This is a genomic window from Kushneria sinocarnis (genome assembly GCF_003633775.1).
Classification (GTDB): domain Bacteria; phylum Pseudomonadota; class Gammaproteobacteria; order Pseudomonadales; family Halomonadaceae; genus Kushneria; species Kushneria sinocarnis.
Window position 1 is genome coordinate 227,288 of sequence record NZ_RBIN01000007.1, and the last position, 22,239, is coordinate 249,526.

General features: G+C 65.6%; 21 protein-coding genes. 15 read left to right on the forward strand and 6 right to left on the reverse strand.

The genetic code is table 11. From position 1 onward, the window contains the following. The first annotated feature begins 39 nt into the window (after positions 1-39). From C7446_RS13015 to C7446_RS13035, 5 genes are all read left to right on the forward strand, one after another. Positions 40-1,497 carry a protein adenylyltransferase SelO gene (locus tag C7446_RS13015; RefSeq protein ID WP_121173543.1) on the forward strand — a complete coding sequence of 486 codons (1,458 nt, stop codon included), beginning with the start codon at positions 40-42 and terminating at the stop codon, positions 1,495-1,497. 75 nt (positions 1,498-1,572) lie between these two features. Next, the gene (locus C7446_RS13020; protein WP_121173544.1) at positions 1,573-2,715 is read left to right on the forward strand and encodes an NAD(P)H-dependent glycerol-3-phosphate dehydrogenase; all 1,143 of its coding nucleotides are present in this window, start codon (positions 1,573-1,575) and stop codon (positions 2,713-2,715) included. After that, a complete protein-coding gene (gene sixA, locus C7446_RS13025; RefSeq protein WP_121173545.1) occupies positions 2,712-3,212 on the forward strand; it encodes a phosphohistidine phosphatase SixA in 501 nt (166 codons plus the stop codon). Before C7446_RS13020 ends, sixA begins: the two co-directional genes overlap by 4 nt. 15 nt (positions 3,213-3,227) lie before the next feature. Continuing rightward, positions 3,228-3,536 carry an antibiotic biosynthesis monooxygenase family protein gene (locus C7446_RS13030; protein WP_121173546.1) on the forward strand — a complete coding sequence of 103 codons (309 nt, stop codon included), beginning with the start codon at positions 3,228-3,230 and terminating at the stop codon, positions 3,534-3,536. A gap of 158 nt (positions 3,537-3,694) precedes the next feature. Continuing rightward, entirely contained in the window at positions 3,695-5,020 is a 1,326-nt protein-coding gene (locus C7446_RS13035; RefSeq protein WP_121173547.1) for an enolase C-terminal domain-like protein, read from the forward strand. A 30-nt stretch (positions 5,021-5,050) separates the two neighbouring features. Here the strand turns inward: C7446_RS13035 and C7446_RS16835 are convergent, their stop codons facing one another. Then, complete coding sequence (locus tag C7446_RS16835) at positions 5,051-5,494, reverse strand: AEC family transporter (protein ID WP_342768378.1); 444 nt, start codon at positions 5,492-5,494, stop codon at positions 5,051-5,053. After that, positions 5,491-5,997 (reverse strand): AEC family transporter, encoded by a 507-nt coding sequence (locus C7446_RS16840; protein ID WP_342768379.1) that lies wholly within the window; start codon positions 5,995-5,997, stop codon positions 5,491-5,493. Before C7446_RS16840 ends, C7446_RS16835 begins: the two co-directional genes overlap by 4 nt. Positions 5,998-6,254: 257 nt before the next feature. Between C7446_RS16840 and C7446_RS13045 the strand changes: the two genes are divergently transcribed. Then, positions 6,255-7,145 (forward strand): alpha/beta fold hydrolase, encoded by an 891-nt coding sequence (locus C7446_RS13045; RefSeq protein ID WP_121173548.1) that lies wholly within the window; start codon positions 6,255-6,257, stop codon positions 7,143-7,145. 3 nt (positions 7,146-7,148) lie between these two features. On the opposite strand, the gene C7446_RS13050 is transcribed toward C7446_RS13045, so the two are convergent. Beyond that, positions 7,149-7,721 (reverse strand): Smr/MutS family protein, encoded by a 573-nt coding sequence (locus tag C7446_RS13050; RefSeq protein ID WP_121173549.1) that lies wholly within the window; start codon positions 7,719-7,721, stop codon positions 7,149-7,151. Positions 7,722-7,984: 263 nt separating this feature from the next. On the opposite strand from C7446_RS13050, the gene prmB reads away from it, so the two are divergent. Both prmB and aroC read left to right on the forward strand, forming a co-directional pair. After that, positions 7,985-8,944 carry a 50S ribosomal protein L3 N(5)-glutamine methyltransferase gene (prmB, locus tag C7446_RS13055; RefSeq protein WP_121173550.1) on the forward strand — a complete coding sequence of 320 codons (960 nt, stop codon included), beginning with the start codon at positions 7,985-7,987 and terminating at the stop codon, positions 8,942-8,944. An 80-nt stretch (positions 8,945-9,024) separates the two neighbouring features. Continuing rightward, positions 9,025-10,125, forward strand: a complete 1,101-nt coding sequence (gene aroC, locus C7446_RS13060; RefSeq protein ID WP_121173551.1) for a chorismate synthase — start codon at positions 9,025-9,027, stop codon at positions 10,123-10,125. A 67-nt stretch (positions 10,126-10,192) separates the two neighbouring features. Here aroC and C7446_RS13065 read toward each other — a convergent pair whose 3' ends face one another. Further along, positions 10,193-11,443, reverse strand: coding sequence for a hypothetical protein (locus C7446_RS13065; RefSeq protein ID WP_121173552.1), 1,251 nt, complete (start codon positions 11,441-11,443; stop codon positions 10,193-10,195). Positions 11,444-11,655: 212 nt separating this feature from the next. Here C7446_RS13065 and cysE point away from each other — a divergent pair, with 212 nt between their 5' ends. Further along, positions 11,656-12,495: a serine O-acetyltransferase gene (gene cysE, locus C7446_RS13070; RefSeq protein ID WP_121173553.1), complete on the forward strand. Its 840-nt coding sequence runs from the start codon at positions 11,656-11,658 to the stop codon at positions 12,493-12,495. A 52-nt stretch (positions 12,496-12,547) separates the two neighbouring features. On the opposite strand, the gene C7446_RS13075 is transcribed toward cysE, so the two are convergent. Both C7446_RS13075 and C7446_RS13080 read right to left on the reverse strand, forming a co-directional pair. Next, positions 12,548-13,531, reverse strand: a complete 984-nt coding sequence (locus C7446_RS13075; protein WP_121173554.1) for a nucleoside-specific channel-forming protein Tsx — start codon at positions 13,529-13,531, stop codon at positions 12,548-12,550. A 140-nt stretch (positions 13,532-13,671) separates the two neighbouring features. Beyond that, the gene (locus C7446_RS13080) at positions 13,672-14,556 is read right to left on the reverse strand and encodes a LysR family transcriptional regulator (protein WP_121173555.1); all 885 of its coding nucleotides are present in this window, start codon (positions 14,554-14,556) and stop codon (positions 13,672-13,674) included. Between the two features lie 168 nt (positions 14,557-14,724). Between C7446_RS13080 and leuC the strand changes: the two genes are divergently transcribed. The 6 genes from leuC (at position 14,725) to truA (ending at position 22,229) form a co-directional block, all read left to right on the forward strand. Beyond that, the gene (leuC, locus tag C7446_RS13085; RefSeq protein WP_121173556.1) at positions 14,725-16,173 is read left to right on the forward strand and encodes a 3-isopropylmalate dehydratase large subunit; all 1,449 of its coding nucleotides are present in this window, start codon (positions 14,725-14,727) and stop codon (positions 16,171-16,173) included. An 11-nt stretch (positions 16,174-16,184) separates the two neighbouring features. After that, positions 16,185-16,847, forward strand: a complete 663-nt coding sequence (gene leuD, locus C7446_RS13090; protein ID WP_121173557.1) for a 3-isopropylmalate dehydratase small subunit — start codon at positions 16,185-16,187, stop codon at positions 16,845-16,847. 81 nt (positions 16,848-16,928) lie between these two features. Continuing rightward, positions 16,929-18,014: a 3-isopropylmalate dehydrogenase gene (leuB, locus tag C7446_RS13095; RefSeq protein WP_121173558.1), complete on the forward strand. Its 1,086-nt coding sequence runs from the start codon at positions 16,929-16,931 to the stop codon at positions 18,012-18,014. Between the two features lie 106 nt (positions 18,015-18,120). After that, positions 18,121-19,233: an aspartate-semialdehyde dehydrogenase gene (gene asd / locus C7446_RS13100; protein WP_121173559.1), complete on the forward strand. Its 1,113-nt coding sequence runs from the start codon at positions 18,121-18,123 to the stop codon at positions 19,231-19,233. Positions 19,234-19,350: 117 nt separating this feature from the next. Then, a complete protein-coding gene (locus C7446_RS13105) occupies positions 19,351-21,312 on the forward strand; it encodes a type IV pilus assembly protein FimV (protein ID WP_121173560.1) in 1,962 nt (653 codons plus the stop codon). After that, positions 21,309-22,229 (forward strand): tRNA pseudouridine(38-40) synthase TruA, encoded by a 921-nt coding sequence (gene truA / locus C7446_RS13110; protein WP_121173561.1) that lies wholly within the window; start codon positions 21,309-21,311, stop codon positions 22,227-22,229. Before C7446_RS13105 ends, truA begins: the two co-directional genes overlap by 4 nt. Positions 22,230-22,239 lie beyond the last annotated feature (10 nt).

Here is a 22,239-nt window from a genome sequence, read left to right on the forward strand (position 1 = left end):
AGTATGAGTCATGGCCATGCCGACGGATACGGAATACTGATGACGCTGGAACGACTCGAGTTCGATAACGCCTATGCGCGGCTGCCGGAGTATTTCTATACCCGCGTGCAGCCGACACCGCGGCGCGGTACGCGCGTGCTGGACACCAGTCCGGACTGCGCCGAACTGCTGGGCCTGGAGGCGGCAGGACTCGACGATGAGCCGCTGCGGGCCCTGATGGCCGGAGAACAACTGCTGCCGGGGATGGATCCGCTGGCGCAGAAGTATACCGGTCACCAGTTCGGCGTCTACAACCCGGCGCTGGGTGATGGTCGGGGGCTGCTGCTCGGCGAGGTACGTACCCCGCACGGGCCGCTGGATCTGCATCTCAAGGGCTCGGGACAGACACCTTACTCGCGCTTCGCCGACGGACAGGCGGTACTGCGCAGCTCGATCCGGGAGTACCTGGTCAGCGAGCACCTGGCGGCGCTGGGTATCCCCACGACCCGGGCACTGGCGGTGGCCGTCAATGATGAGCGGGTGCAGCGCGAAACCGTGGAGCCCGGTGCGACCCTCTTGCGCGTGGCGGAGAGTCATGTGCGTTTCGGTCACTTCGAATGGCTGGCCTACAAGGGCGACGAGGATGGTCTGCAACGGCTGGCCGACCATGTCATCGAACGCCACCGGCCCTGGCTGCGCGAACATGAAACCCCTTATGCAGCGCTGTTCGAGGACGTGGTGGCGCGTACCGCGGAGCTGATCGCCCGCTGGCAGGCCTACGGCTTCGTGCACGCCGTGATGAATACCGACAACATGTCGATTCTGGGGCTGACCATCGATTACGGGCCCTACGCCTTCCTGGATACCTACATTCCCGATCGGGTGCCCAACCATACCGATACCGAAGGGCGCTACGCCTTCGATCAGCAGGCCGGAGTGGCGCTGTGGAACCTCAATCGGCTGGGCAATGCGCTGATGCCGCTGGTCGAGCGCGAGGCGCTGGTCAGCGCGCTGGAAAGCTTCAGTGGTCAGCTGCAGCAGGCATTCGGCGCGGTCATGCGCCAGCGGCTCGGGCTAACAACACCGCAGGACGATGATGCCGAGCTCTGCCGGGAGTGGCTGACCCTGCTCTATCAGAGCGGTGCGGACTATCATCGCGCTTTCCGGATGCTGTCGTATTACGATGGCAGCGAGATGCAGCGTGCCCGGCTGGCGCGTGAGGTGCCGGATCCCTCGGCACTGGCGCAGTGGCTCGAGCGCTACGACGCTCGGCTGGCCACCGAGCAGCGCACCACCGAGGAACGCCTCGAGGCCATGCAGGCGGTCAATCCCGTCTATGTACTGCGTACTCATATTGCCCAGCGGGCCATCGAGGCCGCCGAACGGGGCGATCGAGACGAACTGGGGCTGATCCGTGAGTGCCTGTGCCGGCCCTTTACGCCACGCCCGGGGTGCGAGGCCTATGAGCAGGCGCCGCCGGCGGATGAAGCGGCCGTCTGTCTGTCGTGTTCATCATGAGCCGGCCATTGACCCGCCGTCGGCCTTTCGCCAGGTTGGGCGCCCTGCGCCGTGTGACTTCTACAGGATGATTCAATGACTGTGCATTCGGCCTTTGCCGATCACTCCACCGCCTCCCGTCCGTCGGGTGAGCGCTCGCTGCAGGTGGCTGTACTGGGCGGCGGCAGCTTCGGCACCGCACTGGCGAGCATCGCGGCCACCCGGGGGGCGCACGTACGCCAGTGGCTGCGTGACGAGCAGCTGGTGGCCCACATCAATGAGCAGCACGTCAACGTCCGTTATCTGCCGAACTTCGCCATCGATCCCTCGGTACACGCCTCCAGTGACATGGCGTTTGTGCTCGAGCAGGCCGAGCTGGTGCTGGTGGCCATTCCCTCGGGTGCCTTTCGGGCCGTGGTGCGTCAGGCAGCGCCACTGATCGGTACCGAGACCCTGCTGGTCAGTACCACCAAGGGCATCGAGGCAGGCGACGATTTCCATCTGATGAGCCAGATCCTCGAGGAGGAAACCGTCAGTCGGCATATCGGGGTGCTCTCCGGCCCCAATCTGGCGGCCGAGATTGCCGAGGGCCATCTCAGCGCCAGCGTCATCGCCAGCGATGATGACATGACCCGGGCCCGTATCCAGCAGGCCCTGAGCTGCGATCATTTCCGGGTCTATGCCAGCAATGACCGCTTCGGCGTGGAGCTGGGCGGTGCGCTCAAGAACATCTATGCCATTGCCGTGGGGATGGCAGCGGCGCTGGGCATGGGGGAAAACACCCGCAGCATGCTGATGACCCGAGCCCTGGCCGAAATGAGCCGGTTTGCCGTGGCGCGGGGCGCCAGTCCGATGACCTTTCTCGGGCTGGCCGGCATCGGTGATCTGATCGTGACCTGTTCCTCGCCGCTGTCGCGCAACTATCGGGTGGGCTATGCCATCGGAGAGGGGCGTTCGCTCGAGGAGGCGGTTGAAGCGCTCGGGCAGGTGGCCGAAGGGGTCAATACGGTGCATCTGATCGTGGATCGGGCACAGCGCGACGGTGTTTACATGCCGCTGGCCCAGGCCCTGTACCAGGTGCTGTTCGAAGGGGTTGATCCGCGTGACATGGCGCTGTCGCTGATGCGCAGCGAACAGGGCAGCGATGTCGAATTCACCCTCCCGCGGGAAGCCGCACTCGACGCCCAGCGGCGGGCGGCCCGCACCCATCCAAACGACTCACGGGATACGCTGACATGAAACTCTACATCATGCGCCATGGCGAGGCCGTCTCGGGTACGCCGGACGTCAGTCGGGCACTCGATGTCACCGGCCAGCAGGAAGTGGCCCGCATGGCCGAATGGCTGTTCTCGGCCATGGATGATGAGACGCGGCCACGGCTGCATATCGTCGCCAGCCCCTATGACCGCGCCCAGCAGACGGCGCGGATCATGTCACGTCAGCTGCAGGTCGACGATGTCATGGCGCTGCCGCTGATCACGCCCGATGCGCCGGTCGAGTCGGTTATCGAGTGGCTGGCGGACAATGTCGGGGTCGGCGCCGATGATGCGCCCTGGATGCTGGTCAGTCACATGCCGCTGGTGGCCGAGCTGACGGGGCGACTCGTCGATGGCGGCCCTCAGGCCCGCCTGCCGATGGGGACCGCGGATATCGTGGAGCTTGAAGCCGAGGTCTGGGCGGATGGCTGTGCCCGCCTGGTGCGGCATGTCACGCCGGACAGTGCCACCATCAGCTGAAGCCGGGAATCGCTCATGAGCTACATCGTGAACAATCGGGTCTTCGTGACCGAGGACTACCGGGAGATGTTCGAGACCCGCTTTCGCCAGCGCGCCGGCGAGATCGAACAGCAGCCCGGCTTCGTTGCCATGCGCATCCTGCGCCCGCAGGGCAGCCAGGCTCCCTATGTGGTCGAGACCGAATGGGAGAGCCAGCAGGCCTTTCGTGACTGGGTCAACAGTGACGATTTCCAGCAGGCCCATGCCAACCCGATGCCGAAGGAAGCCTTTCTCGAAGGAGGTGGCCTCGAGCAGTTCGAGGTCATCATCGAAGCCCGGCGCTAGGGCTTTTCCGACGCTTTGGCCGCCGTGGCAGGCATGGTCTCGGCGGTACGCTGCGATGGCGCCCGGCCTGCCACCATGGTCGAACTTGTTCGCTGCGCCGCAAGCCAGCAGAATCCTGCCTGTATGATGTATGACATCCTTTGCTGCAGGAATATGCCATGCTTCCGACCGTTACCCGCATGACCGTCGTTCCGGTGGCCGGTTACGACAGCTTTCTGCTCAATCTCAGTGGCGGCCATGCGCCCTGGTTCATCCGCTGTGTGGTGATTCTCGAGGATAGCGCCGGCCACCGCGGGGTTGGCGAAATTCCCTGCAGTGACGGCATCCTGCAGGGGCTTGATCAGTGCGAAGCCCTGGTGGTGGGGAGCTCGGTAGCTGCGCTGAAGGGCACCCTCGAACGCGTACGCCGGCGCCTGGCCGCCAACGGCCGCGAGGAGCGGGGGCGCCAGACCTTCGATCTGCGCGTGGCCGTCCATGTCATCACCGCGATCGAATCGGCGCTGTTTGATCTGATGGGGCAGGCCGTGGCGCTGCCGGTGGCCGATCTGCTGGGGCGCTATGGCCGCCAGCGTGATGAGGTCGAGGCGCTCGGCTATCTGTTCCTGCTCGGCGATCCGGCCCGGACCGATCTGCCCTATCCGCAGCCGGAGGCGCCGCGGGATCGCTGGGATGAGGTGCGCCGCCGGGAGGCCCTGACGCCGGAGGCCGTGGTCGAACTGGCCCGGGCAGCGCATGAGCGCTACGGCTTTCGCGACTTCAAGCTCAAGGGCGGCGTGCTCGAACCCGAGCGGGAGGCCGACTGTATCCGGGCGCTCCACGAGGCCTTTCCCGAGGCGCGGCTGACCCTGGATCCCAATGGGGCCTGGTCACTGGAAGAGGCCGTGCGGGTGCTGACGCCGATCCGGCACATGCTCAGCTATGCCGAGGACCCCTGCGGTCAGGAGCAGAGCTGGTCGGGCCGTGAAACGATGGCGGAATTCCGCCGTCGCACCGGCCTGCCCACCGCCACCAACATGATTGCCACCGACTTCAAGCAGCTGCAGTACGCCCTGCAGGTTGGCGCAGTGGATATCCCGCTGGCGGACTGTCACTTCTGGACCATGCAGGGGGCCGTCACCGTGGGCGAATTGTGCCATGAGTGGGGGCTGACCTGGGGGTCGCACAGCAATAATCATTTCGATATCTCGCTGGCGATGATGACCCATGTAGCGGCTGCCTGTCCCGGCGAGATTACCGCCATTGATACGCACTGGATCTGGCAGGATGGTCAGCGCATCACCCGCGAGCCGCTGCCGATCCGCGACGGTCGGCTCCGGGTACCGGAGGTGCCGGGCCTGGGGGTTGAGCTCGATGACAGCAAACTCGAGCAGGCCCATCGGCTCTATCGCTCGCTTGATGTGCGCCAGCGCGATGACGCCCTGGCGATGCAGTATCTGATCGAAGGCTGGCAGTTCGATCCCAAGCGTCCGGCGCTGGTGCGCTGAAGCCGGCGAGGGCGCGCCGGCGGCCGGCGGTCAGATCAGCCCGGTCAGCTGCATCGCAAAGATGCCCAGCGTAATGGTGAGCCCGGTACCCAGCGTGGTAATGGCAATGATGTTGGCGGCCAGCTCGGCATTGCCGCCCATGGCCTTGGCCATCACGAAGCTGGTCGCGGCCGAGGGGCTGCCCAGATAGAGCATGATCAGCGCCAGCTGACGCCCCTCGAAGCCGAAGGGCAGGGCGAGCAGCACCCCGGCCAGCGGCAGCCAGACCATCTTGATCAGGCTGGCGCCGATGGCCGTGCGACTGGCGTTGCGAATGGCGGTGACCGACATGGTGCCGCCGATGCTGATCAGGGCCAGCGGCAGGGTGAGATTGGCAAAGTACTCTCCCGAGGTGTGCAGCCACGCGGGCAGGTGCAGTCCGCTGACGGCGAACAGCAGCCCGGCCACCACCCCCAGGATCAGCGGATTCTTCACGATCTTGAGCGCGATGGAAGACCAGTCGGTGCGCCCCCGGGCTGATAGGCGGCCAGTACGATCACTGACAGTACGTTGTAGAGCGGAATGATCACGGCGATCATCAGACTCCCGGCGGAGAGCCCGAAATCCCCGTAGAGACTGGCGGCCAGCGCCAGCCCCACGATCCCGCCATTGCCCCGGAAGGCGGCCTGCACGTAGGCCCCGCGATCGCTGACGGTGACGCGCTGTCGCGCCCACAGCCAGATGATCACGAAGCTGGCCAGGGTAATCACCGCCATGTAGGCCAGCAGTCCCGGCATCACGGCCTGGGACATGTCGGCGTCGATCAGCGACAGGAAGATCAGCGTCGGCATGGCACCGCGAAACACCAGCCGCGAGGCGGTGTCGATGAAGGCGTGATCGATCCATTTCAGCTGCTTGAGCGCGATGCCCAGCAGTACCATGGCAAAGACGGGCGCGGTGACATTGAAGGTTTCGGCGAACAGACCGAGAGGATTCATGCGCTGTACTATCCGGGCAGGGTTGCGAAGGCGTAGAGCAGGGCAAGGCCTGCTGTCACGAAGAAGACGGCATTGCGCGTTCCGGTAGAGCGTTCGCGGCGTGGACGTGACATGCGGTTCCCCCCTGATCGACCATGGTGGCAGAGATGATAACCGTGATGCAGTAACACGCCCAGCATTCAACGGGGTATCGCCCATGCATATGCCTGACGGTCGGCGTATGCTTGTTGCATTTTCTGCATATTCGGAGAGATGGCATGGCGCACTCGCCATTCGAGACTCGTCTGGCCGATAATCGTCTCGGCGCACTGATCTGGGGGCGCGAAGACGCCCCGCAAACCTGGCTTGCACTGCACGGCTGGCTGGATAACGCGGCGAGCTTCAGCTGGCTGGCACCCCGGCTGGCAGAGGCGCTGGATATCAGGATCGTGGCCATCGACTTTGCCGGCCACGGCCACTCCGAGTGGCTGCCGCAGGGCACCGATTATCCGCTCTGGGGCTATGTCCATGATGTACTGGACGCCCTGGATGCCCTGTCGATCGAGCGCGCCACGCTGCTGGCGCATTCGCTGGGCGCCTGTGTGACCTGTCTGCTGGCGGCTGCCATGCCCGAACGGCTGGAGCGGGCCTATCTGATCGATGGTATCGGCATGCTGACGACGCCGGTGGCGAACACGGCGCACCAGTTGCGCCACGGTATTCTGGGCGTCCGGCGTGCGGGGTCGATGCCGCCGAGCTATGCAACCCTCGAGGCCGCGGCCCGGGCCCGCGTTGCCGGGGCCGTGACACCGCTGTCGCTCGAGGGCGCCGAGGTGCTGGTTCGTCGCAACCTGCATGATGAGGGAGGAAGCTACAGCTTTCGTACCGATCCCCGCCTGCTGAGGCCGTCGCAGGTCCGGCTGACCCCCGAACAGGACGCCGCGCTGCTGGAGTCGATCGAGACACCGCTGGAGCTGTTTCAGGCCGAGGAGGGCATCATCGGCGGTCAGCTCGACCCCAAGAATGTGCGCGCCCGCATGCCGACGCTGCGCACCCATCCGGTGCCCGGCGGACACCATCTCCATCTCGAGAAGGCGTATGTCGACGGGCTGGCGCAGTCGATCATTGCGGTGGCCGGTGATCCGCAGCGCGCACCGGGCCGCGGCTGAGCCTCATGCCCGGTCGCGCTGGCGCCTGAGCAGCACATAGACGGCGCCGGTGCCGCCATCGGCATCCCGTGCCGAACAGAAGGCCAGCACCTCGGGCAGCTCGCGCAGCCAGGCATTGAGATGGCTCTTGATGACCGGGTAGCGCGAGACGCCCGACCAGGCCTTGCCATGCACGATCAGTACGCAGCGCGCCTGCTCGTGGCGCATGTCCTGCATGAAGTGCTCGAACTCCAGCCGGGCCTGATCCAGATCGTAACCGTGCAGATCAAGTCCGGCCTGCCAGGCAATTTCACCGCGCCGGAGTCTGGCAAGCGTGCGCTCGGGCAGATCGGCCAGCGCAAAGCTCAAGGACTGGGAGGGCGCGACCGGTTCGACCCGGCCATCCGAGGTACGACTGGTCAGGGACGCGCTGTCGGACTGGGTGGCCGCTTCCCGGCGTGCCCTGACCGTGCTGCGATCGGGGCCGCTGCGGCGGCCGGTGTCGGCGCGATCATGCTGCATCCGCTGAACCCGGCTGTTGCGCAGGGCTTCGCGGAACTGGGCAAGTTCCTCCCGGTCGATCGAGCGACGTGTCATGGGTCTCTCCGTGGGTGGTCGCCAGGGAATGGTGCCTGCACCTGCATGGGTGATGAACCGCTGGACGGCGCAGCAGGCCGGACGGCCGCTCGGATGCCGTGATCGACACCGGCCGGGGCATGCGGGGTATCACTGAAGGTGCATTATAATGATCACGATACCGTCATGCAGGCCCCGATTGGCAGCGTGACTGTCATCACCGCGCACGGGCGGGTACACTGCCGCCACCAACCCTGACCTGCCATCGTCCGATCGGAGCCTTCGTGTCTGACTCTGCCCGTTCAACGCCGGATATTCTCGAACTGCCCGACGCTACCCTGACCGGGGAGCTGATCACGCTGCGCGACTGGCTGCGCTGGTGCCAGAGCACCTTCCTGGCGCACCGGCTGCATTTCGGCCACGGCACCGACAGTGCCTGGGATGAGGCGGTAGCGCTGGTGCTGGGCGCGCTGGGGCTGCCGCGGGATGTTGATCCGGTCGTGCTGGACGCTCGCCTCCTGAGCGTCGAGCGTCAGCGCATCATCGAGCTGACCCGCGAGCGGATCAACACTCGGCGCCCGCTGCCCTATCTGCTGGGCGAGGCCTTCTTTGCCGGCATCCCCTTCGATGTTGATGACAGTGTACTGATTCCGCGCTCACCGCTGGCCGAACTGGTCGAAACCGGCTTCGCCCAGTGGTTCCCCGAGCGCGATCCCGCGCATGTGCTCGATCTGTGTGCCGGTTCGGGCTGTATCGGTATCGCGGCGGCGCTGATGATGCCGAGCAGTGAAGTGCTGCTCGGGGAAGTGAGCCCCGAAGCGCTGAAGGTCGCCAAGCGCAACATTGCCCGTCACGAGGTCGGCGCCCGGGTGCGTGCGGTGCACTCCGACCTGTTCGAGGGAGTCAGCGGGCAGCGGTTCGACCTGATCGTTTCCAATCCGCCCTACGTCGATCGGCGTGATCTGGCCGGCATGCCGGCGGAGTTTCAGCACGAGCCGACCCTGGCGCTGGAAGCGGGCGAAGACGGTCTGGCCATTGTGCGGCGGATACTGCGCGAGGCGCGCAGCTGTCTGACCGACGACGGTGTGCTGATCGTCGAGGTAGGCAATTCCGAGCGTCATGTCATCGAGGCCTGGCCGGAGGTGCCGTTTGTCTGGCTCGAGTTCGAGCGCGGCGGTCATGGCGTGTTTGCCCTGACCGCGGCCGATCTGCAAGCCTTCGCCGAGCACTTTGCGGCGGCCTGAGCATCCGTTCGTTTACATCATGATCCATCGTTCCGGGCAGGTAATCGGCTGCCCGGACGCTGTTTGCAGGAAGCGCCCTCATGTCCGGAAATACCTTCGGCAAACTGTTCACGGTGACCACCTTCGGCGAGAGCCATGGTCCGGCGCTGGGTGCCATCATCGATGGCTGCCCGCCCGGTCTGGCACTCGACGAGACGGATCTGCAGCATGATCTCGACCGGCGTCGTCCCGGCAGTTCGCGCCATACCACCCAGCGGCGTGAAGCCGACGAGGTACGCATTCTCTCCGGGGTGTTCGAGGGCGTGACCACCGGAACGCCGATCGGGCTGATGATCGAGAATACCGATCAGCGTTCGAAGGACTATTCGAAGATCAAGGACCAGTTCCGTCCGGCCCATGCCGATTACACCTACCATCACAAGTATGGGCGTCGGGATTACCGCGGCGGGGGCCGTTCCAGTGCGCGGGAAACCGCCATGCGGGTGGCGGCCGGGGCCATCGCCCGCAAGTGGCTGGCAGCACAAGGCGTGACGGTCCGGGGATACATGAGCCAGCTCGGGCCGATCGAGCTGGAGTTTCGCAGCTGGGACGCGGTCGAACAGAATCCCTTCTTCTGCGCCGATCCCGGCCGGGTCCCCGAGCTCGAGACCTTCATGGATCAGCTGCGACGCGATCAGGATAGTGTCGGCGCCCGTATCAGCGTCGTGGCTGAAGGGTTGCCGCCGGGGCTGGGGGAGCCGGTATTCGATCGTCTTGATGCCGAGCTGGCCGGCGCCTTGATGGGGATCAATGCCGTCAAGGGAGTGGAAATCGGCGCCGGCTTCAAGAGCATCGCCCAGCGCGGCAGCGAACATCGCGATGAAATGACCCCGGAAGGCTTTCTCTCCAACAATGCCGGTGGGGTGCTGGGCGGAATCTCCACCGGTCAGCCGCTGGTCGCCCATCTGGCGCTCAAGCCGACATCGAGCATCACCACGCCCGGACAGTCGATCGACATCCACGGCGAGCCGGTGGAGGTGGTGACCCGGGGGCGTCATGACCCCTGCGTGGGCATTCGCGCCACGCCGATCGCCGAGGCGATGATGGCGCTGACGCTGATGGATCACTGGCTGCGCCATCGTGGTCAGAATGGCGATGTCAGCGTGGAGGCTCCGCGGCTGGGCCAGCGCGACGGCGGCTGAGTCAGCGGCAAACCGGGGCGGCCGAAAGTAATGCGCCGGCCCGGCGGCCGGCGGGCAGCTTCGGCTTTCACTGCTCACTCTCCTGATTCTGCTCGGTCAGTGCCGAGTGACTCAGTTCGTGTCGCCGGCGCTGGCGATAGCCGTAGGTAGCGCGCCGGACCGTTTCATCGCTCTCCAGCCCGGCTCCCAGCGCGCCGGCCACGGTGGCCACCGAAGTCACCAGCCAGGCCAGGGTGGCATACTGCATGGGGCCGATCGGATGACCCAGGGTGGTGTGCAGCAGGTCGGTCGGTACGAACAGGGTCACGGCCAGGGCAAACAGCAGCAGCAGCACGGCGTAATAGAGCAGCACGGCAGTGCCCAGCGTGATCACGGTGGTGGCGTTATAGAGCTGTACCAGCAGCGGTCGCGCCTTGTTGCGTGAGCCTTCCCACAGTCCGTGCGCCAGGATGATCCAGACAATCATGGCGATCATGGCGGCCAGCATTACCAGCACATGCCGCCAGATGCCGTAGGCATCGGCCAGTCGCCACATGGTGGGAAATATCAGGCCGTAGGCGCCGGTGGCAAAGGCGACGGCAACGATGTTGCGAAATGCCGGAAAGATGGTCCAGGGGCGATTGGCTCGGACCATCCCGGAGAGCAGGCGCAGATGGCCGAACAGGTTGCGTTTGCTGACGAAGCGCACATCGATCTCGTTGCGTTCATCGGTCGGCCGGGTGCGGTGAATGGGGGAGAGGCATTCGGAGAGGCGCCTGCCCATCAGCTGACGCGCGCCGCTGCCGCGCAGCCGGGACGGGGCGTCGGTTTCCTGCACCTGTTCGTTCTGCTGCTCGCGCTCCCGGTCGGAACTGCCGTGATGCATTTCGCTGACCAGCTGCAGGATCGCTTCACGCAGCCGGCGCAGCATGGGCACACTGCCCAGCGCCGGCAGGGAGATCAGCGCAACACCGTCGGTCACGCTGACATCGGCGACCACCACGTGCCGGCGGGTAACAATGGGCAGATCCGTCAGGCAGATGGCGTAGTCCCACTGCTGACAGCCATGATAGTGGCGCACCTCGCCGAGGATGGCCGAGGTGTCGTCGGCGGAGCCGGTCAGCGGGTCGGTGACCATCTGCAGCTCCCACTGATAGTGATCATCGAGATGGCGGGTGAGCAGATCGGGCAGCTCATGACAGAGCTGTTCGGCGATGACCTGGGGCAGTTCCGGCGCGGCCACCAGTCCTACCACCCGCCTGTCGCGGTCGGTAGCGTCGGTGCTGGCAGGGGAAATCTCCTGCGAATGGTCTGCGGCGGGTTCGTCGCAGCTCGTCATGAGCGGCTCTCCTGTGCTTCGCTGGCTATTGAAGGTGGGACACCTGGCGATGTCCGTCCACGGTGCTCCATGATGGTAGCAGGCGTTCGCCGGGTCAGCTGTTCGTTGCCGCCGGGCGTGCACTGGATGACGGTATCAACCAGACTATCGACAATGATTGCGGACCGGGAACGGTCTGCCGGAATGATGCAGCCCTCACCGGGAGAACAGGGATGACGCAACGCATGGATCATGTCTTCACGCGGCTGCGCAGCGAGGCGCGTACCACCATGAGTGCGGAGCCGCTGCTGAGAGCCTTCATTACCGCGCGAATCAGCGCCCACGAGGATCTGGCCGGCTGCCTGACGGCCATCCTGTCGCGCCGCCTGGCGGATGACGACCTGCCCCGGGAGGCGCTGGAGAGCCTGTTTGCCCAGTGTTTCGAGCAGGATGAGCGGCTGGCCGATCATGCCGCCAGCGATGTGCTGGCCGTGCTCGAGCGTGACGCTGCCGCCGAGGATGCCCTGAGCGTGGTGCTTTATCAGAAGGGCTTTCAGGCCCTGGAGAGTCACCGGCTGGCGCACCATCTGCATGAGCGGGGCCGAACCGGCATGGCACTGATGCTGCAGAGTCGCAGTGCCGAGGTGTTCGGGGTCGACATCCATCCGGCCTGTCCGATCGGCGAGAGCGTGATGTTCGATCACGCCACCGGCATCGTGATCGGTGAGACGGCCACCATCGGCGATAACGTCTCCATCCTGCAGGGGGTGACCCTGGGCGGGACCGGCAAGGAGAGCGGCCAGCGGCATCCGCAGGTGCGCAGCGGCGTGCTGATCGGCGCCGGGGCCATCGTGCTCGGCAACATCGAGATCGGCTGGGGGGCGCAGATCGGCGCCGGCAGTGTCGTGCTCGATGCCGTGGAGCCGCACACCACCGTGGTTGGCGTGCCGGCGCGGCCGGCGGGCCGCCCCTGCTGCCCGAGTCCCTCGGTCACCATGGAGCACGGCGCCTTCGAGCGCGAGCAGTATGGTGCCACCCCGTCGAATGCGCCGGCGCGTCATACCGGTGACTGACGATGCCGGGCCCCGCGAGCAGGGGCCTGGCCCGCTGGCCGACCGGCCAGCGCTAGAACTGCCAGCCCACGCCGAAATAGTACCCCCAGCCGGTGCTGCGCACGGTAAAGGGGCCCTCGCCGAAGTTCAGTTCGCTGCCGTCATTCCACTGTCCGCCGTTGTGGAAATAGCGCGCCACGGCAAGAAAGCGCAGGTGGGTAAAGGAGTAGACGAAAGCGTTGGTGGCCACGATCTCCTCGTTGGTCCGGGTCGGATCGTCGTCGCCCAGATCCGAGCCGAAGTCGTAGTTGGTAAAGCCGGAATAGAAGAGACTGGCTCCGTTGTCGAAGTCGGCAATCGGATAGCTGTATTCGAGCTGGGCGCGGTAGCCGTCCCAGCTGTGCTCGTTCTCGGCGCCGTAGTTTTCCCACTGGCGCGCGCCGTAGAAGTTGAACGAGACATCCACCGGCGTGCCGGTATCGATATCGGTACCGAGTCCGGCATAGAGCGTATTCTGGCGATTTTCGGTGTTGTGCCCCCAGTCGAAGATCCAGTTGAAGGCGAGATACCACTCGCTGATCGGCCCCAGCCCCAGATCCCGGCCGGTGAGTTTATTGAAGGAGAGACGCGGCTTGATTTCGGCGAATACCGGTGAGCCGTTGTCGAAGATGCCGCTGTCGGCGCGATTGCCGATGTCGAAGAACTTCGGCAGATCGATATAGCCGTAGAGATCCAGCGGCCCCTTGCGGCCGAAGAACTCGTACTCCAGATAGACATCATCGATCTGCTGCGGTCCGAAGCGTATGTTCTTGCTGCCGATGACGGTCAGGTTCTGGTTGTACCAGTCGGACAGATAGGCGCTCTGCGGCTCCTCACTGGTGATTTCATAGCTGGCGGTTTCACCCTGGGCGGCATCATCGGAGGCGCGCTGCTCGGCGGCCTGGGCGCTCACGCTGGTCAGGATCAGCAGGGTGGACAGGAGGTCACGGCAGTGGCCATGACACGGGGAGGACGGGACGCCGGCTTCGCAAAGCGCGGCGTGACGGGATACAGCCATTGAAGGGATTCCTTGCGGTCTCTTGTGCTTGTTGTGTCGGGTCCGTGGTGTTGTTGGATGGACCCAGTCATCAGCTTCCCACTGTCATTTGATGACATCCCCGGCACAGACTTGCAACCCGTGCCAGCCGCCTGCCGCGTTCAGTCGGCCTGTTCGCGACGCGTCTGCTCCAGCACTTCCAGCATGGCGCGGGCAGCATTCGAAAGCGTCCGGCCGCGGTGATAGAGATAGCCCAGCGGACGTTCGATGGGGCGATGCCGAATCGGCAGGCAGTACAGCTCGTCATCGATCAGCGTCTCCGGCAGCACACTCCAGCCCAGCCCGATGCCGACCATCATCTTCAGTGTCTCCAGATAGTTGGTCGAGATGGAGACGTGAACGCGCAGCCCCTCCTGGGCGAAGGTTTCGGTCACGATGCCGCGGGTAAAGGTCAGCTCGCCGGGCAGCACTGCATTGAAATCGGAGAGCGCCGACAGCGGCAGCTCCTCGCAGGCGGCCAGCGGATGCTCACGGCTGCAGACAAAATAAAGCTGATCGACCCAGACCGGCACCGTGACCAGTTCCTGGCTGGGGGAGGGCGCCAGGGTCACCACGGCCAGTTCCAGTCCGCCATCGAGGACCTCCTGATAGGCCTGCTCGGAGTCGAGAAAGCGCAGATCCAGCCGTACCGCCGGATGATCGCGGGTAAAGGCCTTGAGCAGGGGCGGCAGCCGGTGCAGGCCGACATGATGGCTGGTGGCCAGCGACAGGCTACCGCCGATCTCGCCATGAAGGTTGGCCAGCGCCCGCTGGGTATCGTCGAACATCACCAGAATCTGGCGTGCCCGGGGCAGCAGGGTATGCCCGGCCTCGGTCAGGCCGATATGGCGGCCGATGCGGTCAAACAGACGGGCGCCGATCTGGCTCTCCAGGACCGCGACCCGCTTGCTGACGGCCGGCTGGGTGAGATGCAGCTGTTCGGCGGCCAGCGAGAAGGAGCCCTGTTCGGCGACGGCAAGAAAGGCGCGCAGACTCTGGGTGTCCAATCGTATTCCTTTCTGGAATGGAATGAATAAAAAACATGAATTGCTTTTATGCCAGTGCACGACGTAGGGTGCAAGCAAGGAGGCCGGGCCTGACCCCCGGCAGGACCACAGTGCATGCGCGCCGAAATCACTGGCCAAGCGATTGCGGGCGCGCAGAGGAGAGATTTCATGGCAGCCCAGACCCTCTATGACAAGCTCTGGAACGCGCATCTCGTCTCCACGCGGGAGGATGGCACGGCACTGATCTATATCGATCGTCACCTGCTGCACGAGGTGACCTCGCCACAGGCGTTCGAGGGACTGCGGCTGGCCGGTCGGCAGCCGTGGCGGATCGATGCCAACATCGCCACCGTCGATCACAACGTCTCGACCCTGAGCGAGGAGCGCAGTGCCGGCATCTCGGGGATTGCCGATGATGTCTCGCGCATTCAGGTCCAGGCGCTGGATGACAATACCCTTGGGCTGGGGATCGAGACCTTCGGCATCAACGACATCCGTCAGGGCATCGTGCACGTCATCGGTCCCGAGCAGGGCGCGACCCTGCCCGGCATGACGGTGGTCTGCGGCGATTCCCATACCGCGACCCACGGTGCCTTCGGGGCGCTTGCCCACGGCATCGGCACCTCCGAGGTCGAGCACGTGCTGGCGACCCAGTGCCTGATCCAGCGCAAGATGAAGAACATGCAGATTCGGGTGGAAGGTGAGCTCGGCCCGCATGTCACCGCCAAGGACATCATTCTGGCGATTATCGGCCGGATCGGCACCGCCGGCGGTACCGGCTACGCGGTGGAGTTCGCCGGCAGCGCGATCGAATCGCTGTCGATGGAAGGCCGCATGACCATCTGCAACATGGCGATCGAGGGCGGGGCCCGGGTCGGTCTGGTGGCGGTCGATCAGACCACCATCGACTACATCGGCAACCGTCCCTTTGCGCCCACCGGCGAGCAGTGGGAGGCCGCCGTCGAAAGCTGGCGCCAGCTGGTTTCCGACCAGGAGGCCCAATTTGATCAGGTCATTACGCTGGATGCCGCGGCCATCGAGCCGCAGGTGAGCTGGGGCACCAGCCCGGAGATGGTCACCGGAGTAAGCGGCCGGGTGCCCGATCCGCAGTCGTTCACCGATGAGACGGCGCAGCGTGGTGCGGTTCGGGCCCTCGAATACATGGGGCTGAGCGCCGGCCAGCGGATGACCGATATCCGGCTCGATCGGATCTTCATCGGCTCCTGCACCAATGCCCGCATCGAGGATCTGCGGGCGGCCGCGAAGATCGTCGATGGCCGCCGGGTGGCCGCGACTATCAAGCAGGCGATGGTGGTGCCGGGCTCCGGGCTGGTGAAGCGCCAGGCCGAGGAAGAGGGGCTGGATGCGATCTTCAAGCGCGCCGGCTTCGAGTGGCGCGAGGCCGGCTGCTCGATGTGCCTGGCCATGAACGCCGACAAGCTCGGGGCCGGTGAGCACTGCGCCTCGACCTCCAATCGCAACTTCGAGGGGCGCCAGGGGTATGGCGGCCGCACCCATCTGGTCAGCCCGGCGATGGCGGCCGCTGCCGCCGTGGCCGGTCACTTCGTGGATGTGCGGGAATTCGTCGAGACCCCGGTGCAGGCCGCGCAGGCCTGAGGAGAGAGATCATGCAACGCTTCATTCGTCATCAGGGCGTGGCAGCCCCGCTTGATCGGGCCAATGTCGATACCGACCTGATCATTCCCAAGCAGTTTCTCAAGTCGATCAAGCGTACCGGCTTCGGCCCCAACCTGTTCGATGAGCTGCGCTATCAGGATGAAGGCTATCCGGGGCGCGACAATTCGAAACGCCCGATCAATCCGGAGTTCGTGCTCAACCAGCCGCGCTATGAGAACGCCAGCATCCTGCTGGCCCGGCGCAATTTCGGCTGTGGCAGCTCGCGTGAGCATGCGCCCTGGGCGCTGACCGATTTCGGCTTCCGGGTGATCATCGCGCCGAGCTTTGCCGACATCTTCTTCAACAACGCCTTCAAGAACGGTCTGCTGCTGATCACACTGGATGAAGAGACGGTCGAGCAGCTGTTCCGGGAGGTCGAGGCGACCCCGGGCTATCAGCTCGATATCGATCTGACGGCCCAGCAGATTCATCGCCCCGCCGGCGAAAGCATCGGGTTCGAGGTCGATCCGTTTCGCAAGTACTGCCTGGAGAACGGACTCGATGATATCGGCATCACGCTCGACGAGAACAGCGAGGCGATCCGCGACTTCGAAGCACGCCATCGGGCGGCCAACCCCTGGCTGTTCCGGGACGAGGCGGCCAATCAGGTCTGATGGGCCGATGCAGGGCATTTCCGCGCTCGCTGACACCGTCAGCGAGCGTTTTCATGACGGCATCCACGACAGGGCAACGCCATGAGCCGCAATATTCTGATACTGCCGGGTGACGGCATCGGTCCCGAAATCACCCGCGAGGCCCGCCGGGTGCTCGAAGCCTGCCGCGATGAAGGGCTGGACATCACGCTCGACGAGGCGCCGGTGGGCGGGGCCGCGATCGACGCCTCGGGCGTGCCGCTGGCGTCCGAGACACTGGAGAAGGCGAAAGCGGCCGATGCCATCCTGCTCGGTGCCGTCGGCGGGCCGAAATGGGACGCCATGGAAGACATCGGCAAGCGTCCCGAAAAGGGTCTGCTGGCGCTGCGCAAGGAGCTCGGGCTGTTCGGCAACCTGCGCCCGGCACTGCTCTATCCCCAGCTGGTGGAGGCTTCCAGCCTCAAGCCCGAAGTGGTCTCGGGGCTTGATATCATGATCGTGCGCGAGCTGACCGGCGGCATCTACTTCGGACAGCCGCGCGGCCGCGACACCCGCGAGGATGGCACGCGCCACGGCTACAACACCTATGTCTATGACGAGCACGAGATCAGGCGTATCGGCCGGGTCGCCTTCGAGATGGCGCAAAAGCGCAACGGGCGCCTGTGCAGCGTCGACAAGGCCAATGTGCTGGAAGTGACCATGTTGTGGCGCGACATCATGAACGAGCTGGCGCCGGAGTATCCGGATGTCGAGCTCTCCCACATGTATGTCGACAACGCCGCCATGCAGCTGGTGCGCGCACCAAAGCAGTTCGACGTGATCGTGACCGGCAACATGTTCGGCGACATCCTCTCCGATGCTGCCGCCATGCTGACCGGCTCGATCGGCATGCTGCCGTCGGCCTCGCTCAACGAGTCGGGGCAGGGCATGTATGAGCCGTGTCATGGCAGTGCGCCGGATATTGCCGGGCAGGGGCTGGCCAATCCGCTGGCCACCATTCTCTCGGTGGCCATGATGCTGCGCTACTCATTGAACGCCCCGGGCCATGCCGAGCGCATCGAGCAGGCGGTAGGCGAGGTGCTCGATCGCAACCTGCGCACCGCGGACATCGCCTATCCCGGTACCGAACAGGTGACCACCGAGGCCATGGGCGAGGCCGTCGTGGCGGCCTTCCGGCGCAGCGGGTAGACTGTGCGGTAAATCGCGCTCGCCCCCGCCGGGTGCCTCCGGGGCCTGCGCGCCGGGCGGTCTGCACAACAACCCATCATCACTTATCGACTTCAGGGGATGTGACATGCTGAGAACCGGATTTGTTGGCTGGCGCGGCATGGTCGGCTCCGTGCTGATGCAGCGCCTGCAGGACGACAACCTGTTCGGCAGGATCGAACCGGTCTTCTTCACGACTTCCCAGATCGGCCAGCCGGCGCCCGATGTGGGCGTTGAGGCGCCGGCGCTGAAGGACGCCTTCGATCTCGAAGAGCTCAAAAAGCTGGATGTCATCGTGACCTGTCAGGGCGGTGACTACACCGGCGAGGTCTACAGGCCGCTGCGTGAAGCCGGCTGGCAGGGCTACTGGATCGATGCGGCCAGCACGCTGCGCATGGCCGAGGACAGCACCATCGTGCTGGACCCCGTCAATCGCTCGCTGATCGATCGCCAGCTGGCGGCCGGGACGCGCACCTTCGTGGGCGGCAACTGTACCGTCAGCCTGATGCTGATGGGGCTGGGAGGGCTGTTCGAGGCCGACCTGATCGAGTGGATGAGCTCGATGACCTACCAGGCCGCTTCCGGCGCCGGCGCCCAGAACATGCGTGAGCTGCTGGCCCAGATGAGCGCCATCGGCCATGCTGCGCGTGCCGAACTGGATGATCCGGCCTCGGCCATTCTGGATATCGATCGCAAGGTGATCGATGCCATGCGTGATCCGAACTTTCCGATCGAGCAGTTCGGCGCGCCGCTGGGAGGTAGCCTGCTGCCCTGGATCGACCGGAAGATGGACAACGGCCAGAGCAAGGAAGAGTGGAAGGGCGGTGCCGAGAGCAACAAGATCCTCGGCCTGTCATCGAACACCATTCCGGTCGATGGCCTCTGCGTGCGGGTCGGCTCGATGCGCTCGCATGCCCAGGCCTTTACCATCAAGTTGAAGCGTGATGTGCCGATGGATGAAATCGAGGATCGCATCGCGCGGCACAATGACTGGGTCAGCGTGGTCGCCAACGACAAGGCCGCCTCCCTTGAGCGCCTGACGCCGGCCGCGGTGACCGGTACGCTCGATGTGCCGGTGGGGCGCCTGCGCAAGATGGCGATGGGCAACCAGTACCTGTCGGCGTTCACCGTGGGCGATCAGCTGCTGTGGGGGGCCGCCGAGCCGCTCAAGCGCATGCTGGGCATTCTGGTCGAGCGCTGAGCTCGGCCTTCACCGGCGGGGCAGGTATCAGAGGTCCTGCCGGGTCATGCGTCGTGTGCGGTCCTCGCATTCCGATAACGGCCGATTCCGGATCGGCCCGGCGAGGACCCACTCGACATGCGTCAATCGCGCACCCTGGCAATGGTACTGGGCCTTGTAGCCGGTACCCTTGCCGCCGATGCCCAGGCACTGGGAATCGGTCCCCCCGTCATGCACTCCTGGCTGGGTGAGCCGCTTCAGGCCCGGCTGCCGCTGCTGGATACTGCCTCTCTGGATGCGTCTGCCATCCACGTACAGCTGGCCGATGAGACCGCCTTCGATCGGGCGGGGCTCTCGCGCAGTGCCGCCACCGATACCCTGCGCTTCGATGTGTCGGGTGCCCCCGGCAGCCTTTATGTCACCCTGCAGGGCCGCCGTCCGCTGACCTCGCCCTGGCTTGAGCTGGTACTCGCGGTGACCTGGCCGGGAGGAGAGCTGACGCCGGTCGTGACCCTGCTGCCCGCACCCCCGGGCAGTGCCGACGCCGTGGCCCCTGCGGGCGAGCCCGTCGACCGCTCCGCCAGGGAGATGGCCTCCGGACCATTGCCGGCAGTGGCGGCGCAGGCCACTGGCGCGGCGGATGACCGGCAGGCGCTTCAGGCCGGCGAACGCCGGGCCACGAGCGGCGCGGAAGATGAGGCTGCCGCCAGCCATGACAGTAGTGCCGGGTCGGCGGAGGCGCAGCAGCTGGCGAGCCTTGCCGAACGTCTCACCCGGTTCTCCGCCCGGCTCGAGGCCCTCGAACAGCAGTCTGCCGGGCAGGCTGAGCCAGCGGCCTCCGGGCCGCCGCCCTGGCGTCCGGCATTCGAAGGGCTGCGCCGCGAACAGCATCAGCTCGCCGAGCGGCTCGAGACGCTGGAGGCTCAGCGTGAAGCGGCTTCCCGGGCCCGGTCGGGCCCTCCGGTCTCCCTGCCGTCATCAGACAATGAACCTTCGCCGGCTTCGCATGATGACGGTTGGCTGATCTGGCTGGTGCCGGCAGCGGGGCTGCTCCTGCTGGCCACGCTGATGCTGGTGTGGCGACAGCGGGCGTGGTCGCAGCGGGACCGGGAGGCGTCATCGCGGCCATCGCCGGCCGGGACCCGGGCAGCTCGCGAAGAAGAGGCGGTCGCTTCGCAGCCGTACCCGACGCCTGAAGCTGCCACGCTACCGGCCGCCTCCGCTGCGGCCGAGCCCCGCCAGGCCCCGATCATTGCCTCCGAGGAGGACCAGGAAGCAGAAGACAGCGGACAGTGCTACCGGTCCGTGTTCGAAGAGGAGGACGCCGCGGGGGATGAGGACGTGCTCGAGGATGCCCGCATCTTCAGTGACCACGGTCGTCCCCGGCAGGCGCGTGAACTGCTGGAAGCGGCACGCCTGCGCCATCCCCACCATCGCGAGACGCGTCTGCAGCTAATGGCCGTGCTGGCCGATCTCGGCGAGCATGAGCAGTTGATCGAGCAGGCACGCTACTTCGAGGGTCATCCCGATCCGGCGGTGACCCGGCGGGTCAGTCAGCTGCTGGCATCACGCGAGCAGGCAATGACCGACCGGGGCGGCCGCCATGCGGTAAGCTCGAATGAACCGGCTGTTGCGGCGGGTGGCGTCTCCGCCACCGGCCCTGACGAACCCCGTCCCGGCCCCCGGGAGGCGGCGGATGAGCTGGTGATCCTGCCCCTCGGCCATCCGGGCGGTGACACAGCCGGGGCGGAGACGCCTTCGACCGATGCTGCACCGGCGCTGGCGGGCGGGGAGACGCGCGACGGCGTCGGTCACGCCGGGGAAACCCGCGAACGCAGCTCGGCACAGGAGGCTCTGGCCTTTCCGGCCGAGTGGACACTTGAAGAGGTGGCGTTCGACGCCCATGAACGGGATAATGACGCATCCGATATCCATGCCGACCACGACGCCCTGCTGATGCGCGCTCATCTGCTGCTCGAGGCGGGGGATCATTCGGTCGCGACGCCGCTGCTGGAGCGTCTGCTGGCCGAAGGTTCGGAGGAGACGCGAACCGCAACGCGTACACTGATGGCTCGTTTCGATCTGCACGAGAGTTCATGACCCTGTTTCGTACCCTTGATGAGACCTCTCCCGGTGATGGGCGCATAGCGCTCGGCATCGAGTATCACGGCGGCAACTACTTCGGCTGGCAGCGACTGAGCCACGGCCCCTCGGTGCAGGGGCGGCTGGAGCAGGCGCTGTCCCGGGTGGCGGCCGGGCCGGTACGCGTGCTGTGCAGCGGTCGCACCGACAGCGGTGTGCACGCCAGCCGCCAGATCGTGCATTTCGAGGCCCCCGCTGCACGCAGCGAAAAGGCCTGGGTCATGGGCACCAATGCCAACCTGCCCGATGACATCAGCGTGCGCTGGGCGCGGCGGATGCCGGATGACTTTCATGCCCGCTTCTCGGCCCGGGCGCGCCGCTACCGCTATCTGATTGCCAATCAGGCGGTGCCTCCGGCGCTGGACAGCACGCGCGTCTACTGGCATCGCTGGCCGCTGGATGTGGAAAGCATGCACCAGGCCGCTCAGGTGCTGCCGGGGGAGCACGATTTTTCCGGCTACCGGGCGGCCGGCTGTCAGTCGCGCACGCCCTGGCGTCACGTACATTTTGTCGAGGTTCGCCGCTTCGGTCCGGTGGTGGTGGTCGATATTCAGGCCAACGCCTTTCTGCTGCACATGGTGCGCAACATTGTCGGCGTGCTGCTGAGCATCGGTGACGGACGACAGCCGATCGCCTGGGCACGGCAGGTGCTGGAAGAGGGGGACCGTACCCGATCGGCCGCCACGGCGCCGCCACACGGGCTTCATTTCGTGGATGTGCGTTATCCCGATTACGAACTGCCCGAGGAACCACTGGGACCGATGCTGCTGTATCATACCGGAGAGTGGACCGGTGACCGGCCGCTGCCGGAAGACGCCTGGCATCGCCGGAGCACGCCCCCGCTTCAGTCGGCCGAAACCCTGGATGTCGAGTAGTACTGGCAAG

What these genes read in the sequence shown, in the direction of transcription:
- C7446_RS13015 (WP_121173543.1), top strand. Translation starts at nt 40, where the DNA reads ATGACGCTGGAACGACTCGAGTTCGATAACGCCTATGCGCGGCTGCCG.
- C7446_RS13020 (WP_121173544.1), top strand. Translation starts at nt 1,573, where the DNA reads ATGACTGTGCATTCGGCCTTTGCCGATCACTCCACCGCCTCCCGTCCG.
- sixA (WP_121173545.1), top strand. Translation starts at nt 2,712, where the DNA reads ATGAAACTCTACATCATGCGCCATGGCGAGGCCGTCTCGGGTACGCCG.
- C7446_RS13030 (WP_121173546.1), top strand. Translation starts at nt 3,228, where the DNA reads ATGAGCTACATCGTGAACAATCGGGTCTTCGTGACCGAGGACTACCGG.
- C7446_RS13035 (WP_121173547.1), top strand. Translation starts at nt 3,695, where the DNA reads ATGCTTCCGACCGTTACCCGCATGACCGTCGTTCCGGTGGCCGGTTAC.
- C7446_RS16840 (WP_342768379.1), bottom strand. Translation starts at nt 5,997, where the DNA reads ATGAATCCTCTCGGTCTGTTCGCCGAAACCTTCAATGTCACCGCGCCC.
- C7446_RS13045 (WP_121173548.1), top strand. Translation starts at nt 6,255, where the DNA reads ATGGCGCACTCGCCATTCGAGACTCGTCTGGCCGATAATCGTCTCGGC.
- C7446_RS13050 (WP_121173549.1), bottom strand. Translation starts at nt 7,721, where the DNA reads ATGACACGTCGCTCGATCGACCGGGAGGAACTTGCCCAGTTCCGCGAA.
- aroC (WP_121173551.1), top strand. Translation starts at nt 9,025, where the DNA reads ATGTCCGGAAATACCTTCGGCAAACTGTTCACGGTGACCACCTTCGGC.
- C7446_RS13065 (WP_121173552.1), bottom strand. Translation starts at nt 11,443, where the DNA reads ATGACGAGCTGCGACGAACCCGCCGCAGACCATTCGCAGGAGATTTCC.
- cysE (WP_121173553.1), top strand. Translation starts at nt 11,656, where the DNA reads ATGACGCAACGCATGGATCATGTCTTCACGCGGCTGCGCAGCGAGGCG.
- C7446_RS13075 (WP_121173554.1), bottom strand. Translation starts at nt 13,531, where the DNA reads ATGGCTGTATCCCGTCACGCCGCGCTTTGCGAAGCCGGCGTCCCGTCC.
- leuC (WP_121173556.1), top strand. Translation starts at nt 14,725, where the DNA reads ATGGCAGCCCAGACCCTCTATGACAAGCTCTGGAACGCGCATCTCGTC.
- leuD (WP_121173557.1), top strand. Translation starts at nt 16,185, where the DNA reads ATGCAACGCTTCATTCGTCATCAGGGCGTGGCAGCCCCGCTTGATCGG.
- leuB (WP_121173558.1), top strand. Translation starts at nt 16,929, where the DNA reads ATGAGCCGCAATATTCTGATACTGCCGGGTGACGGCATCGGTCCCGAA.
- asd (WP_121173559.1), top strand. Translation starts at nt 18,121, where the DNA reads ATGCTGAGAACCGGATTTGTTGGCTGGCGCGGCATGGTCGGCTCCGTG.
- C7446_RS13105 (WP_121173560.1), top strand. Translation starts at nt 19,351, where the DNA reads ATGCGTCAATCGCGCACCCTGGCAATGGTACTGGGCCTTGTAGCCGGT.
- truA (WP_121173561.1), top strand. Translation starts at nt 21,309, where the DNA reads ATGACCCTGTTTCGTACCCTTGATGAGACCTCTCCCGGTGATGGGCGC.